The 12458-nt window shown below is 74.2% G+C and carries 13 protein-coding genes; 5 read left to right on the forward strand and 8 right to left on the reverse strand.

The features are described 5' to 3' along the window. Window positions 1-216: 216 nt before the first annotated feature. Both AC5677_RS03970 and AC5677_RS03975 read left to right on the forward strand, forming a co-directional pair. Window positions 217-1395: an extracellular solute-binding protein gene (locus tag AC5677_RS03970; RefSeq protein WP_497193610.1), complete on the forward strand. Its 1179-nt coding sequence runs from the start codon at window positions 217-219 to the stop codon at window positions 1393-1395. A gap of 68 nt (window positions 1396-1463) precedes the next feature. Continuing rightward, the gene (locus AC5677_RS03975; protein WP_497193611.1) at window positions 1464-2198 is read left to right on the forward strand and encodes a PE-PGRS family protein; all 735 of its coding nucleotides are present in this window, start codon (window positions 1464-1466) and stop codon (window positions 2196-2198) included. Between the two features lie 155 nt (window positions 2199-2353). Here AC5677_RS03975 and AC5677_RS03980 read toward each other — a convergent pair whose 3' ends face one another. Beyond that, window positions 2354-2596: a zf-HC2 domain-containing protein gene (locus AC5677_RS03980; protein WP_497193612.1), complete on the reverse strand. Its 243-nt coding sequence runs from the start codon at window positions 2594-2596 to the stop codon at window positions 2354-2356. Window positions 2597-2645: 49 nt separating this feature from the next. Between AC5677_RS03980 and AC5677_RS03985 the strand changes: the two genes are divergently transcribed. Next, on the forward strand, window positions 2646-3248 hold the full coding sequence (locus AC5677_RS03985; RefSeq protein WP_497193613.1) for a sigma-70 family RNA polymerase sigma factor: 603 nt from the start codon (window positions 2646-2648) through the stop codon (window positions 3246-3248). Window positions 3249-3332: 84 nt separating this feature from the next. On the opposite strand, the gene AC5677_RS03990 is transcribed toward AC5677_RS03985, so the two are convergent. Genes AC5677_RS03990 through AC5677_RS04000 form a run of 3 tightly spaced genes read right to left on the reverse strand, consistent with a single transcriptional unit; the run spans window position 3333 to window position 6453 of the window. Continuing rightward, window positions 3333-3806 (reverse strand): copper chaperone PCu(A)C, encoded by a 474-nt coding sequence (locus tag AC5677_RS03990; RefSeq protein WP_497193614.1) that lies wholly within the window; start codon window positions 3804-3806, stop codon window positions 3333-3335. Further along, on the reverse strand, window positions 3803-6133 hold the full coding sequence (locus AC5677_RS03995; RefSeq protein WP_497193615.1) for a heavy metal translocating P-type ATPase: 2331 nt from the start codon (window positions 6131-6133) through the stop codon (window positions 3803-3805). Before AC5677_RS03995 ends, AC5677_RS03990 begins: the two co-directional genes overlap by 4 nt. Then, window positions 6130-6453 (reverse strand): hypothetical protein, encoded by a 324-nt coding sequence (locus AC5677_RS04000; RefSeq protein ID WP_497193616.1) that lies wholly within the window; start codon window positions 6451-6453, stop codon window positions 6130-6132. Before AC5677_RS04000 ends, AC5677_RS03995 begins: the two co-directional genes overlap by 4 nt. Before the next feature lie 220 nt (window positions 6454-6673). Between AC5677_RS04000 and AC5677_RS04005 the strand changes: the two genes are divergently transcribed. Then, a complete protein-coding gene (locus AC5677_RS04005; protein WP_497196501.1) occupies window positions 6674-7957 on the forward strand; it encodes a cytochrome P450 family protein in 1284 nt (427 codons plus the stop codon). Next, window positions 7951-8934, forward strand: coding sequence for an L-tyrosine/L-tryptophan isonitrile synthase family protein (locus tag AC5677_RS04010; protein ID WP_497193617.1), 984 nt, complete (start codon window positions 7951-7953; stop codon window positions 8932-8934). The genes AC5677_RS04005 and AC5677_RS04010 overlap by 7 nt, the downstream gene beginning before the upstream one ends. 30 nt (window positions 8935-8964) lie before the next feature. Here AC5677_RS04010 and AC5677_RS04015 read toward each other — a convergent pair whose 3' ends face one another. The 4 genes from AC5677_RS04015 to AC5677_RS04030 form a co-directional block, all read right to left on the reverse strand. Beyond that, window positions 8965-9774, reverse strand: coding sequence for an ABC transporter ATP-binding protein (locus AC5677_RS04015; RefSeq protein WP_497193618.1), 810 nt, complete (start codon window positions 9772-9774; stop codon window positions 8965-8967). After that, window positions 9771-10790: a FecCD family ABC transporter permease gene (locus tag AC5677_RS04020; RefSeq protein ID WP_497196502.1), complete on the reverse strand. Its 1020-nt coding sequence runs from the start codon at window positions 10788-10790 to the stop codon at window positions 9771-9773. Before AC5677_RS04020 ends, AC5677_RS04015 begins: the two co-directional genes overlap by 4 nt. A 35-nt stretch (window positions 10791-10825) precedes the next feature. Further along, window positions 10826-11896, reverse strand: a complete 1071-nt coding sequence (locus tag AC5677_RS04025; protein ID WP_497193619.1) for an ABC transporter substrate-binding protein — start codon at window positions 11894-11896, stop codon at window positions 10826-10828. A 103-nt stretch (window positions 11897-11999) separates the two neighbouring features. Beyond that, window positions 12000-12458 carry a cyclic nucleotide-binding domain-containing protein gene (locus tag AC5677_RS04030; RefSeq protein ID WP_497193620.1) on the reverse strand — a complete coding sequence of 153 codons (459 nt, stop codon included), beginning with the start codon at window positions 12456-12458 and terminating at the stop codon, window positions 12000-12002.

Consider the following 12458-nt stretch of genomic DNA (forward strand, 5'->3'; position numbering starts at 1 on the left):
ATGGCAAGACATGCCTGCTTGGCACGCCCTGCCACCCACCGCGTACGGTTGGGCCTTCATCCATACGGTTGGCCCCGTCCCCTGGGCACGGGCAGCACAGCAGAGGTGGCAACAGCAGTGCGTCGACGGCACTTTCTTTCTCGTACGGCGGGTATGGCGGGTGCGGCGGCGTGGGGCCTCGCCGGCTGCGGCTCGGGTGATACGGCCGGCGGGCACGTGACCTTGACGGTGATGGCGGCCAGTTACGGCAAGAGCGTGGGCTCCTCCCTCGTCGACCGGTGGCACGAGACCATCGCCGCCTTCGAGAAGCGGCACCCGAAGATCAAGATCGACCTGGAGCTCGTCCCGATCGGCCAGATCGACAAGACGCTCGCCGCCCGCGTGGCCAGCGGACGGGCTCCGGACATCGCGCAGTCGTACGTCTTCGCCGACTACGCCGAGGCCCGTCAGCTCTACTCGGTCGACGACCTCTTCGATCTCACCCTGCAGGCCGACTTCATCGCCTCCTTCGCACGGGCCGGGGAGATCGGCTACATCCAGTACGGGATTCCGTTCCTCGCCAGCACACCGCGCCTCTTCTACAACAAGAGCCTCTTCGCTCGCGCGGGAGTCAGCGGCCCGCCCTCGTCCTGGGCCGAGCTGCGCACCGCCGCGCAGGCGCTCAAGGCGGCCGGGGTCACCATCCCGTACGGGCTCCAGTTCGGCCCGGAGGCGGCCGAGGACGAGGCGCTGGCGTGGATGCTGGCGGCCGGCGGCGGCTACGCGAGCCCGGCCGGGTACGACTTCGCGAAGAAGGAGAACGTCGAGGCGCTGACCTGGCTGAAGACCGAGCTGGTGGCGCCGGGGCTGGCCGGCCGCGATCCGGCGCAGTTCAACCGGACGGCCGCGTACGGCGCGTTCCTCAAAGGCGAGGTCGGCATGATGCTGGCCCACCCGATGCTGGTCAAGGCGGCCGAGCAGGCCCGGATTCCGTACGGGGACGCGGACTTCCCGACGAGGGACGGCGGCACCGCGGCGCCGGTCGGGCTGAGCGACTGGCTGATGGCGTTCCAGCGCAACGGGCACCGCAAGGAGTGCGGCGCCTTCCTCAGCCACCTGTTCAGCGAGAAGTCGGCCACCCGGTTCGCGGCGGGCCAGGGAACCCTGCCGGTGACGGTGTCCGCTTCGGAGGCGCTGCGCCGGCAGCCGGCCCAGCGGCCGCTGCGGAAGTTCATCGACCAGATGCCGAAGGCCCAGTTCCATCCGGTCAACCGGAGTTCGTGGCCCAAGGTCCGCGACGCCGTACGGGACCGGATCGGCGATGCGGTCACGACGGGCGGCAGTCCGCGCAGCACCCTCGATTCGCTCCAGCTGACCGCGAACATGGCCGAGGACAGGTCCGCCCGGCGCTTCTGACGCCGCATCCGCCACCACCGGCCCCTCCCGTCGGTCCGGTGGTGGCGAGGTGCGACGATAGGCCCGACATGGATGCGGGGCACGTTCTCAGGGGGCTACGCGCCGCGGTGTTCGCGGCGGTCTGTGTGCTGCTCGCCGCGCTGGGGCACACCGCGATGTCGGGTGCCCCGGTGCCCGGCCGGCTGCTGCTCGCGGCCGGCGCGGTGGCCGCGGCCGGCGCCTGGTGCCTGGCCGGACGCGAACGCGGGCCGCTGCTCGTGGGGTTGCTGACGGTGGGCACCCAAGCCGCCCTGCACAGCGCCTTCTCCCTCGGGCAGGCGGTCGCCGGCGCCGCCGGTGAACGGGCTTCCCTGGCGCGCCAATGGGCGAGCACCTGGCTGTGCGGCGCACAGGGGATGTCGCTCGCGGACATCGATGTCGCGCGGCGGATGCAGCAGATGCCGCAGATGCCGCACGGGATGCCCGGCATGCACGGGATGCAGGACGGCATGGCGGGGATGAGCGACCCGACCGCGATGCACGCCATGGGCGGCGACGCGGGCGGCATGCTCGCCGTCCACCTGCTCATCGCGCTCTTGAGCGCATGGTGGCTGTGGGGCGGCGAACGCGCGGCGTTCCGGCTCGTACGGACCGTCTCGGCGCGGGTGTTCGCGCCGCTGGTGCTCGTCCTGCGCGTCCTGCTGCCCGATGCGCCGCCCGCCGTACGCGCCGCCCCGCAGGAGCCGCGGCGTGCGGTGCAGCGGCTGCTGCTGGCCCATGTCATGTCCTTGCGGGGTCCACCGTGTGAGCCGGCTGTCGTCTGACAGCACGGTCGAATTCCCGGGCCGTACGGGCCATCCGCCGACGGCGGTCCCGGGCTCCCCTTCACCGGTTGCCGTATGCGGCGACCGGATCACGCCAAGGACTCCAAGGACTCCAGATGATGATTCCTGTCCGGACCGGGCGCCCCGGCGTCCCCTCAGCCGGGCGCCGACCCCGGCCGCAAGCGTGCCAGCAGCGCGTCGACGGACGCCGTGTCGTCCTCGGCGGGCGCCGCGGCGCGGGCGATGTCCGCGGCCAGCGCCCGTGCCCGCAGCTGCCAGTGGCGGCAGTCGGCGCAGCCCGAGAGATGGTCGTCGAGCCGGCGGCCGGTGAGGCCGGGCGGCAGTTCCTCGCCGTCGAGACGGGCGGAGAGGGCCGTACGGATGCGCGCGCAGTGCATGGGCCCATCCTCCCCGACACATCGGCGCACGACGAGGGGCGGTCGCGGAATGCGCGATGACGAGGCGGTGACCGGGTGGGCGCTGGCCGCCCGCAGCGGTGACGAACGGGCCGTCGAGCAGTTCGTACGGGCCACTCAGCTGCATGTCCGGCGCTATGTGACGCATCTCAGCGGCGATCCGCAGGCCGCCGACGACCTGGTGCAGGACACCTACGTCCGGGCGCTGCGCAGCCTGCCGGGGTTCGAGGGCCGGTCGTCGGCGCGGACCTGGCTGCTGACCATTGCCCGGCGCGTGGTGGCGGACCGGATCCGTTCCCAGGCGGTCCGGCCCCGGCTGGCGGCGACCGACGACTGGCAGGCGGCGGCGGAGCGGGTGCAGCCGCGCGGGGTGCCGGGCTTCGACGAGGGCGTCGCCCTGACGGAGCTGCTGTCGGCCCTGGGGCCGGAGCGGCGGGAGGCGTTCGTGCTGACGCAGCTGCTGGGCCTGCCGTATGCGGCGGCCGCCGGGGTGATGGGCTGCCCCGTGGGGACGGTCAGATCCCGGGTGGCGCGGGCCCGGGAGACGCTGATCGCGCGGCTGGCGGAGGCGGAGGGGGCCCGCGGGCCCGCCTCGGGGCCGCCGCCGCGCGCTCTGGCGGGCGCCGTTGCCTGACGTAGCGTCAGGTTCCTCGGCGCGGTAGGTGCGGGTCGGCCCCCGCGCCGGCACCGGTGGGTGCGGGTGCGGGGGCCGCCGGGTTCAGCCCGCGCCGAGGGTCGCCGTCGCCCGCGCCCGGACGGTGAGCGGCGGGCCGTCGCGGAAGTGGAGGGTGAAGGTGAGCCGGTCTCCCGGTGCGAGCCGGGGTGGCGGAGTGAGCATGATGTCCAGGCCGGTCGCCGTCATCCGCAGCGTGCCGCCGGCCGGGACGGTGGCGGCCCGGACCATTTCCATCCGCCGTGCGTTGCCTCCGATGTCGGCGGTGCGGCTGAGCATGGCGCGGTGTCCGGGCGGGCCGGTGACGCCGGTGAGCGTGGCGTCCGCGGTGCCGGTGTTGCGGAGGGTGAAGAACGCCGCGGTGGATTCCGTCCCGTAGGGGATCAGCACGCGCCCCTCGGCGGCGGTCACCCGTGCCGGGGTACCGGCGTTGCCGGTGGCCGTCCAGGCGACGAGGGTGCCCAGGGTTGCCAGGCACACGAGCACGGGTACGCCGGCCGCCGCGCGCAGTCGGTTCATGAGGTCTCCCAAGGGGCGTGCGTACGGGGGTGCCGGGCGCGCCGGGACGGCTTCGCCTCCCGCGTCGGCTGCCAGGCCCGCAGGCGCAGGCTGTTGCCGACCACCAGCAGCGAACTGGCGGACATCGCGGCGGCCGCGAGCATCGGGGTGAGCAGGCCGACGGCGGCGAGCGGCACGGTGAGGAGGTTGTAGCCGAAGGCCCAGACGAGGTTGGCGCGGATGGTGCCCAGGGTGCGGCGGGCCAGGCGGACCGCGTCGGCGATGGCCTGGAGGTCCTCCCGCACCAGGGTGACGTCCGCGGCGCCGATCGCGGCATCGGTGCCGCTGCCCATGGCGATGCCCAGGTCGGCGAGCGCCAGGGCCGCGGCGTCGTTGACGCCGTCGCCCACGACGGCGACCCGGCCGCCCTGTTCCTTGAGGGTGGTGACGAGGGCGGCCTTGTCCTGCGGGGCGGCCCCGGCGTGGATCTCGGTGACGGCCAGATGCCGGGCGACGGCACGGGCGGTGGCCTCGCGGTCCCCGGTGGCGAGCACGGGGCGCAGGCCCAGGCGGCGCAGATGGTCGATGGCCCGGTAGGCGTCGGGGCGGAGCGCGTCGCCGACGGCGAGGACGGCCTCGGGGGTGTCGTCGACGGTGACCAGGACCGCGGTGTGGCCGGCGGTTTCGGCGGCGCGTACGGCTTCCGGGAGAGGCGCGGGCAGGCCGGCGGGGTCGGCGGGCGGCCGGGCGACGGTCACCCGGCGGCCGTCCACCGTGCCGCTGACGCCGTATCCGGGCGTGGCGGTGAAATCGGCTACAGGCGGGGCGAGTTGAGCCTGCCGGGCGGCGTGGGCGGTGACGGCGCGGGCCAGGGGGTGCTCGGAGCCCCGCTCGACGGTGGCCGCCAGGCGGAGGGCCTCGGCCGGGTCGAGGCCGTCGGCGCGCGGCGTCAGAGCCGTCACGCTCATCCTGCCGGTGGTGAGCGTGCCGGTCTTGTCCAGCACGATGGTGTCGATGCGGCGCAGCCGCTCCAGCGCCCGTGGCCCGCTGACGAGGATGCCGAGCTGGGCGCCCCGCCCGGTGGCGGCCAGCAGCGCGGTCGGGGTGGCGAGCCCCAGCGCACAGGGGCAGGCGACGACGAGGACGGCGACGGCGGCGGTGACCGCGGCCTGGGGGTCGGCTCCGGCGCCGAGCCAGAAGCCCAGGACGGTGACCGCGACGGTCAGTACGGCGGGGACGAAGACGGCCGCCACCGCGTCGGCGAGCCGCTGCGCCGAGGTCTTGCCGGTCTGGGCGTCCTCCACCAGCAGGGTGATCCGGGCGAGTTGGGTGTCCGCGCCGACCGCGTCGGCCCGGACCACCAGCAGTCCGCCGGAGTTGACCGCGCCGCCGACCACCGCCGTGCCCGGCCCGGCCTCGACCGGCCGGCTCTCGCCGCTGATCAGCGACAGGTCCAGGGCGGAACTGCCCTCGGTGACGGTGCCGTCGGTGGCGACCCGCTCCCCCGGCCGTACGAGAAAGAGGTCACCGACCCGCAGCCCGCTGAGCGGGATGCGGCGCTCGGTCCCGTCGCGGCGTACGGCCACGTCCTTGGCGGCGAGTTCGGCCAGCGAGCGCAGCGCGGAGCCGGTGCCGCGCCGGGCCTTGGCCTCCATCCGGCGCCCGGCCAGCACGAACAGCGGTACGCCGACGGCGGCTTCGAGGTAGAGGTGCGCGGTTCCGTCGCCGGCCGTGGGCAGCAGGGTGAAGGGCATGGTCATGCCGGGCGTACCGGCGCCGCCGAGGAACAGCGCGTAGGCGGACCAGCCGAAGGAGGCGGCGACGCCCAGCGACACCAGGGTGTCCATGGTGGCGGCGCCGTGCCGCAGGCCGCGCAGCGCACGGGTGTGGAAGGGGGCCGCGCCCCATACCGCCACCGGAGCGGCGAGCGCGAAGCACAGCCACTGCCAGTGCCGGAACTGCCAGGCGGGGACCATGGACAGGGCCAGGACGGGCACGGAGAGCAGGACGGTCAGCAGCAGGCGGTGGCGTTCCGCAGGGCCGCTGCCGGTGGCGTCCTCGGGGACGGAGGGTGCGTCGCGCGGCTCCGTGGCGGGCTCGGGGAGTTGGGCCGTGAATCCGGCGGCCTCCACGGTGGCGATGAGCTCGTCGACGGGCAGCGCCGCGGGGTGGCTGATCCGGGCCCGGCCGGTGGCCAGGTTCACCGAGGCCGATACGCCGTCGAGCCGTCCGAGTTTCTTCTCCACCCGGCCCACACAGGCGGCGCAGGTCATCCCGCCGACCGTGAGGGTGGTGGTGCGGGGCGCGGACGGGAGGGCGGTGGCGTCGCGCGGGGCGGTGGCGGTCATCGCATGCCGCCCATCCCGTGCATGCCGCCCATGTCGCCGTCGCGGGCGGGTCCGGGTCCGGGGGTACGGGTGTCGCCCGCGGGGTGCAGCCCCGGCGCGACCGGTCCGGCGGCGGCGCCGACCCCGTACGACAGCGCGAAGAGCACCGCCAGCAGGGCGACGAAGCCGATGACCGGCCGGGCGGGCAGCAGCCGTTGGACCGCCGGGGGAAGAACGGGCCGCTTGCGGTCGTCCGCCGAGGACGCAGTGGCCGAAGGGGCCTCGGGGGCCTCAGGGGCCGACGCGGCGGACGGGGCCGACGCGGCCGAAGGGTGGGACATCGCCGCTCCAGTGGTGGCGTGGGGGAGGTTGCGCAGAGGTAGTCGGCGCGGCCGGCGCCCGGGTTCCCCGTCATTGCCGATCTCCGCTGCCCGGACCGCCGGCCTCCGTATCCCGCGCCGCCGAAATCCCCGCCGCGGGAACTCCCCTCCCCCGCCGTCCGACTTCTCTCACGCCGTGCCGACCGGGCACGGCGTGGAGAAGAGCGAGGAGATCACCACCATGTCCGCAGCGCCGGAACCCGTAGAGCTGTACGGGACGGACTACAAGCGCGACCCCTACCCCCTGTACGCCGAGCTGCGGGCCCGCGGGCCGGTCCACCGGGTCCGCTTCCCCAGCGGGGTGTGTGCCTGGCTCGTCACCGGCTACGACGCCGCCCAGCAGGCGCTGACCGATCCCCGGCTGGGCAAGCATCATTCGCGGGGCAACGCCGCCTGGCGGGCCCGCGCCTCGATCATGCCGGAGCCGCAGCACTCCCGGCTTCAGGTGCATCTGCTGCATCAGGACCCGCCGAAGCACACCGAGATGCGCCGCCTGATCACCGATGCCTTCGTGCCGCAGCGCGTCGAAGCGCTCCGCCCCCGCTTCCAGGCCATGGCCGACGCCCTGCTCGACGCGCTCCCCGACACCGGCCGCATCGACCTCGTCGACGCCTTCGCCGCCCGCTTCCCCTTTCTGGTGCTGGCCGAAGTCATCGGCCTGTCACCGGAGTTCGCGGACCGCTTCGACCGGGACTGGGGGAAGGTCGTGGCGCCCGTCGGCCCCGACGACCCGGGCCGCCCCGCGTACGAGGCGCGGCTGCGCGGCCTCCAGCGGTACATCGCCGACCTGGTGGACCACAAGCGGCGCGAGCGCGGCGAGGATCTGCTCTCGCGGCTGGTGGTGGCCCGGGACGCCGGACGGCTCGGGCAGGAGGAGCTCGACTCCATGATCTTCCAGCTGCTGGTCGCCGGACAGGAGCCGGTCACCAACCAGATCACCACCTCCCTGGTCAACCTGCTGCGGCACCCCGAACAGCTGGCGGCGCTGGCCGGCCGTCCCGAGCTGCTGCCCCGGGCGGTCGAGGAACTGCTGCGCCATGACAGCGCCTTCGAGCTGACGACCTGGCGTTTCTTCGCCGAGGACGCCGATCTGCACGGGACGCGGATCCCGGCGGGCGACTCCGTGATCGTCTCGCTGTGTGCGGCCAACCGGGACCCGCGCCGGTTCGCCGACGCCGACACCCTCGACCTCGGCCGCTCCCCCAACCCGCATCTCGCCTTCGGCCACGGCATCCACTTCTGCCCCGGCGCGGCCCTGGCCCGTATCGAACTCCAGATCGCCCTGGGCACGCTGCTGCGCCGGCTGCCGGGCCTGCGGCCGGCCGGAGCCGACGCCGAACTGTCCTGGACCTCGGCGGTACTTGCCCGTGGGGTCGAACGGCTTCCGGTGGCGTACGGTCCCGCCTCGGACGGACCGGCGGCCGCCCGCTGCCCCGTCGGACGGGGCGCGGACGCCGCATGCTGACCCATCACAGGACGACCCACCCGGCACGCCCGCACCCCGGCACGGCCGCCCGCCACCGGGCGACCGCCGAAGCGGTGCTGGCGATCCTCCTGCCCTACCGCCGCACGCCGGACGGCCCGCAGGCGGACGGCCCGCACGAGGCCGCCCCCGACGCGTTCCGCCCCCAGCTCCGCCAGCTCCTCCCGGCCATCGCGGCCGGCGAACCGATCCGGTTCACCCTCCCCGGCTTCCCCTGCAAATCCCCCAACCCGGCCAAGGTGCTGGGCCATCTCCCCGACGAGGGCGAACGGCTCGCCCTGCGCTTCCTCGACGGCCTCTGCGCCCGGATCGCCGCCGTCCACCCGCCCGGTGCGCGGGTCGTCCTCTGCTCCGACGGCCATCTCTTCGGCGATCTCATCCACGTCCCCGACCCGCAGATCGACGCCTACGGCGACGCCCTGCGCGCGCTGATCGCGGACGCGGGCCTGACCCGTCTGCACCTCTTCGACCTGCGCGATGTCTACGGCGATCTGCCCTACGACGACAAGCGCGCCCGGGTCCACGCACACCACGCGCCGTCCCTGGAGACGCTGCGGGCACAGACCCGCGGCGGCGACGCGGAGACGCTGCGGCTGTACCAGGGCATCACCCGCTTCCTCTTCGAGGACGCCGTTTCCTTCACCGGTACCCGGTCGGCATTGCAGCGCGCCTGCCGGGCCCGCGCGTACGGCGTGATCCAGCGCAGCCGCGCCTGGGGCGATCTGATCGCCGGGCACCATCCGGGGGCGGTCCGGCTGTCCATTCATCCGCAGCCGCGCGGTTCGGCCAAGTTCGGCATCCGGCTGCTCGACGCGCCGGATGTGTGGATGACGCCGTGGCATGCGTGCGTCCTCCGACACCGCGACGGAAGAACGGAGTTGATGCGGCGGGCGGACGCCGAGCGGATCGGCCGCCTGGTGCTGCGCCAGGGGCGGCCGAGCCATTTCGAGGCGCCGTAGCGCGACCGAATCGGGCGTCGGCCGCACGCCTCAGCGGAGGGCGCGGTGATGGCCCGCGTCCTGGGTGTGCGCCGTCCTGCGGTGGTCGAAGGCGATCAACGGGTCGCCGGTGAGCGGGTGTTCGGTGACCGCGGCGCGCACCCCGAAGACCTCGGCCAGCAGCTCGGGGGTGAGCACCTCGCGGGGCGTACCGGAGGCCACCACCTGCCCTTGGTGCAGCACATGCAGCCGGTCGCACAGGGACGCCGCGGCGTTCAGGTCGTGCAGGGAGATCAGCGTGGTGCGGCGCTGCGCGCGCAGCAGGGCGAGCAGCTCCACCTGGTGCCGGACATCGAGGTGGTTGGTCGGCTCGTCCAGCACCAGCACCTGCGGTTCCTGTGCGAAGGCCCGTGCCAGCAGGACGCGTTGGCGCTCGCCGCCCGACAGCGCGGAGAACCGGTGCGCCGCGTGCCCGGTCATGCCGACGGCGGCCAGCGACCGGGCCACGATCTCCCGGTCGCCGTCGTCGTCCCCGGCGAAGGCCCGCTTGTAGGGCGTGCGCCCCATCACCACCACCTCGCGTACGGTCAGCTCGAAGTCGCCGCCGCGTTCCTGCGGGAGCGCGGCGACCTGCCGGGCGGCCTGTCCCGGGCGCAGCGCGCGGATATCGTCCCCGGCCAGGAGCACCCGCCCGGCGGTGGGCCGCAGATGGCGGTAGACGGTGCGCAGCACGGTGGATTTTCCGCTGCCGTTGGGGCCGACCAGCCCGGCGATCTCGCCCTCGGCCGCCACGAGGCGCACCCCCGCGATCACGTCCCGGCCCGCATAGCCGACGTGCAGATCCTCGATCTCGACCTTCATCGGCCCGCCTCCATCCGCCGGTCCAGAATGAACAGCAGGGCGGGCGCCCCGATCATCGCCGTCACCACTCCCACCGGCAGCTCCTGGGTGTCCATCGCCGTACGGCACACCACGTCGACGACGACCAGCAGCAGCGCCCCGGTGAGCGCGGAGAGCGGCAGCAGACGACGGTGATCGCCGCCGATGAGCAGACGGCAGAGGTGGGGCACCATCAGGCCCACGAAGGCGATGGCCCCGGAGACGGACACCAGGACGCCGGTGAGCAGGCTGGTCACCACGAACAGCTCGCGCCGCAGCCGGGTGACGTCCACGCCCACGCCGGCCGCGGTTTCGTCGCCCATGAGCAGGGCGTTCATGGCGCGGGCGCGGGCCTGGAGGACGAGCAGTCCGGCGGCGACGGCGAGCGCCGGCAGCCACAGCACGCTCCAGGTCGCCCCGCTCAGGCTCCCCATCAGCCAGAACAGCACGCTGCGGGTCTGCTGCTCGTCACCGGCCTGGAGCACCAGATAGCTGGTGAACCCGGACAGGAACTGCCCGATCCCCACTCCCGCCAGCACCAGTCGCAGCGGCGAGAAGCCCCCGCCGCGCCGGGCCATGGACCACACCAGCGCGAACGAGCCGAGCGCACCCGCGAAGGCGGCCCCGGACAGCCCGAGGCCCAGCAGGCCGCCGGTGCCCGCGCCCAGCACGATCGCGGCGACCGCGCCGAGGGAGGCGCCGTTGGAGATGCCCAGCAGGTACGGGTCCGCCAGCGGATTGCGGACCAGCGCCTGGGTCGCCGCACCCACCAGCCCCAGTCCGGCGCCGACCAGCGCGGCCAACAGCGCCCTGGGGACACGGAGTTGCCAGACGATCAGGTCGCTGGTGCCGGGCCGCAGGGCCGCGCCGCCCAGCCGCCGGAACACCACGGACCACACCTCGCCGGGGGCGATGTCCGTGGAGCCGAGCGCCACGGCGGCGGTCAGCGCCACCGCCAGCGCCAGGCCCGTCCCCACGGCGAGCGGCACCGGGCGCACCGTCCGCCGCGCCCGGTCGGTGACCGCCGCCGCCACTACCGGCCCGCCGGGAAGTCGTCCGGGTGGATCGTGCGCGCGATCCGCTCCACCGCTTCCGCGTTGCCGACGCCGGCGATGGTGGTGTGCTCCGACCCGATCCGCAGGAACTTCCCCTCCCGGACCGCGCGCAGCCCCTTGGTGGCCGGGAAGCTCTTCAGGAACGCCTCGGCCTGGTCGTACGCCTTCGCCGTGGCCGCCGCATCGCCGCGGTTGCGTACCCCGAGCTGGATCCAGTCCGGGTCCTTGGCGACCACGTCCTCCCACGAGACGGGCTTGAAGTCGCCGTCACACCCGGCGAAGACATTGCGCGCCCCGGCCTGGCTGATCACGGCGTTGGCGACCTGTTTGCCGCACACCGCCATCGGCTGCCTGGTGCCCGCGTCGAAGTCGAAGAAGAAATATCCGGGGCGTTTGCCCTCCGGTACGTCACCGATGGCCTTGTGCACCGCGGCGACCTTCGCCCGCATCCCGGCCACGATGGCCCGCGCCCGCTGCGCCGTCCCGGTCACCGCGCCGAGCCGGATGATGTCGCCTTCCACCCCGGACAGGTCGTGCTGCGGCTTCTTGGCCATGGACGCGCATGCGGTGGAGGCGAGATAGACGTGCTTGATTCCCGCCGCGGTGAACTCCTCCGGTGTCGGCGCATTGCCCGCGCCGCCCATGTTCCCCATCGAGGAGAAGGTGTCGACGTAGAGATCGGCCCCCGACCCGAGCAGCTTCTCCTTGGCGATGACGGACTTCCCCAGCACCGGGACCTTCTCCGCCTGCGCGCCGAGCTTGCCGGGCACGGTGCCCTTGCCGGGCGGGAATCCGGTGCCGATGATCCGGTCGCCGACACCCAGCCGCAGCAGCATCTCCAGGCTTGCCGCATTGCTCGTCACGATCTTGCGGGGCGGGGCGTCGAACGTGGTGCGGGCGCCCTGGCAGTCGGCCACCTTCACCGGGAATCCGTCGGCCGCGCGCCCCGCGGCGCCCTTGTCGGTCCCCGTACCGCCGCTGCCGCCGCCGCACGCGGTCGCGGCCAGCGCGACGACCACCGCCAATCCGCACATCCGCCAAGGACGCATGGGCCTCTCCCTACGACTCACTCTCCGACGGGCCGCAGTCGCGGCCCGGCACAGGTAGTCGGCGGGGTGACGGTTACGGTTCCCGGCGCCGGCCGTCCGGAGCTCAGGGTTCCAGGCCGCTGCCGTGCGGGCCGTAGAGGTCGAGCAGCCGGGTGCGGGTGCCGTGCAGCCGGTCGGCGAGCGTTTCGGCGACATAGCGGTACATCGCCCGGCCGACGACCGGGTCGGAGTCGCACAGGTCGCGGACGACCGTGGCGTCGAACTCCACCGCCTCCACCGGGCCGGTGGTCTCCGCGCCCAGGTGCCAGAGGTACGGCGGGAAGAGCCAGGACCAGCCGAGCAGTTCATCGCGGCCGAGGGTCTCCACGACCGCCGCCTGGCGGCCGGGAACGCGCTGGTCGAGCGCGACCTTGCCGCTGCGGATGATCCAGAACCGGTCCGCCCGGTGGCCCTCCTCGAAGAGGCGGGTGGCGCGGGGCAGCGACACCTCACGGGCGATCTCGGTCAGCTTCCGGCGCCGGTCGGGCGGCATCCCGCCGAACAGGTCCCGCGCTGTGGCCAT

Source organism: Streptomyces sp. JLSY215 (assembly GCF_059682825.1).

What these genes read in the sequence shown, in the direction of transcription:
- AC5677_RS04030 (WP_497193620.1), bottom strand. Translation starts at nt 12,458, where the DNA reads ATGGCCACAGCGCGGGACCTGTTCGGCGGGATGCCGCCCGACCGGCGC.
- AC5677_RS04015 (WP_497193618.1), bottom strand. Translation starts at nt 9,774, where the DNA reads ATGAAGGTCGAGATCGAGGATCTGCACGTCGGCTATGCGGGCCGGGAC.
- AC5677_RS04005 (WP_497196501.1), top strand. Translation starts at nt 6,674, where the DNA reads ATGTCCGCAGCGCCGGAACCCGTAGAGCTGTACGGGACGGACTACAAG.
- AC5677_RS03990 (WP_497193614.1), bottom strand. Translation starts at nt 3,806, where the DNA reads ATGAACCGACTGCGCGCGGCGGCCGGCGTACCCGTGCTCGTGTGCCTG.
- AC5677_RS03995 (WP_497193615.1), bottom strand. Translation starts at nt 6,133, where the DNA reads ATGACCGCCACCGCCCCGCGCGACGCCACCGCCCTCCCGTCCGCGCCC.
- AC5677_RS03980 (WP_497193612.1), bottom strand. Translation starts at nt 2,596, where the DNA reads ATGCACTGCGCGCGCATCCGTACGGCCCTCTCCGCCCGTCTCGACGGC.
- AC5677_RS04000 (WP_497193616.1), bottom strand. Translation starts at nt 6,453, where the DNA reads ATGTCCCACCCTTCGGCCGCGTCGGCCCCGTCCGCCGCGTCGGCCCCT.
- AC5677_RS03985 (WP_497193613.1), top strand. Translation starts at nt 2,646, where the DNA reads ATGCGCGATGACGAGGCGGTGACCGGGTGGGCGCTGGCCGCCCGCAGC.
- AC5677_RS03975 (WP_497193611.1), top strand. Translation starts at nt 1,464, where the DNA reads ATGGATGCGGGGCACGTTCTCAGGGGGCTACGCGCCGCGGTGTTCGCG.
- AC5677_RS04010 (WP_497193617.1), top strand. Translation starts at nt 7,951, where the DNA reads ATGCTGACCCATCACAGGACGACCCACCCGGCACGCCCGCACCCCGGC.
- AC5677_RS04025 (WP_497193619.1), bottom strand. Translation starts at nt 11,896, where the DNA reads ATGCGTCCTTGGCGGATGTGCGGATTGGCGGTGGTCGTCGCGCTGGCC.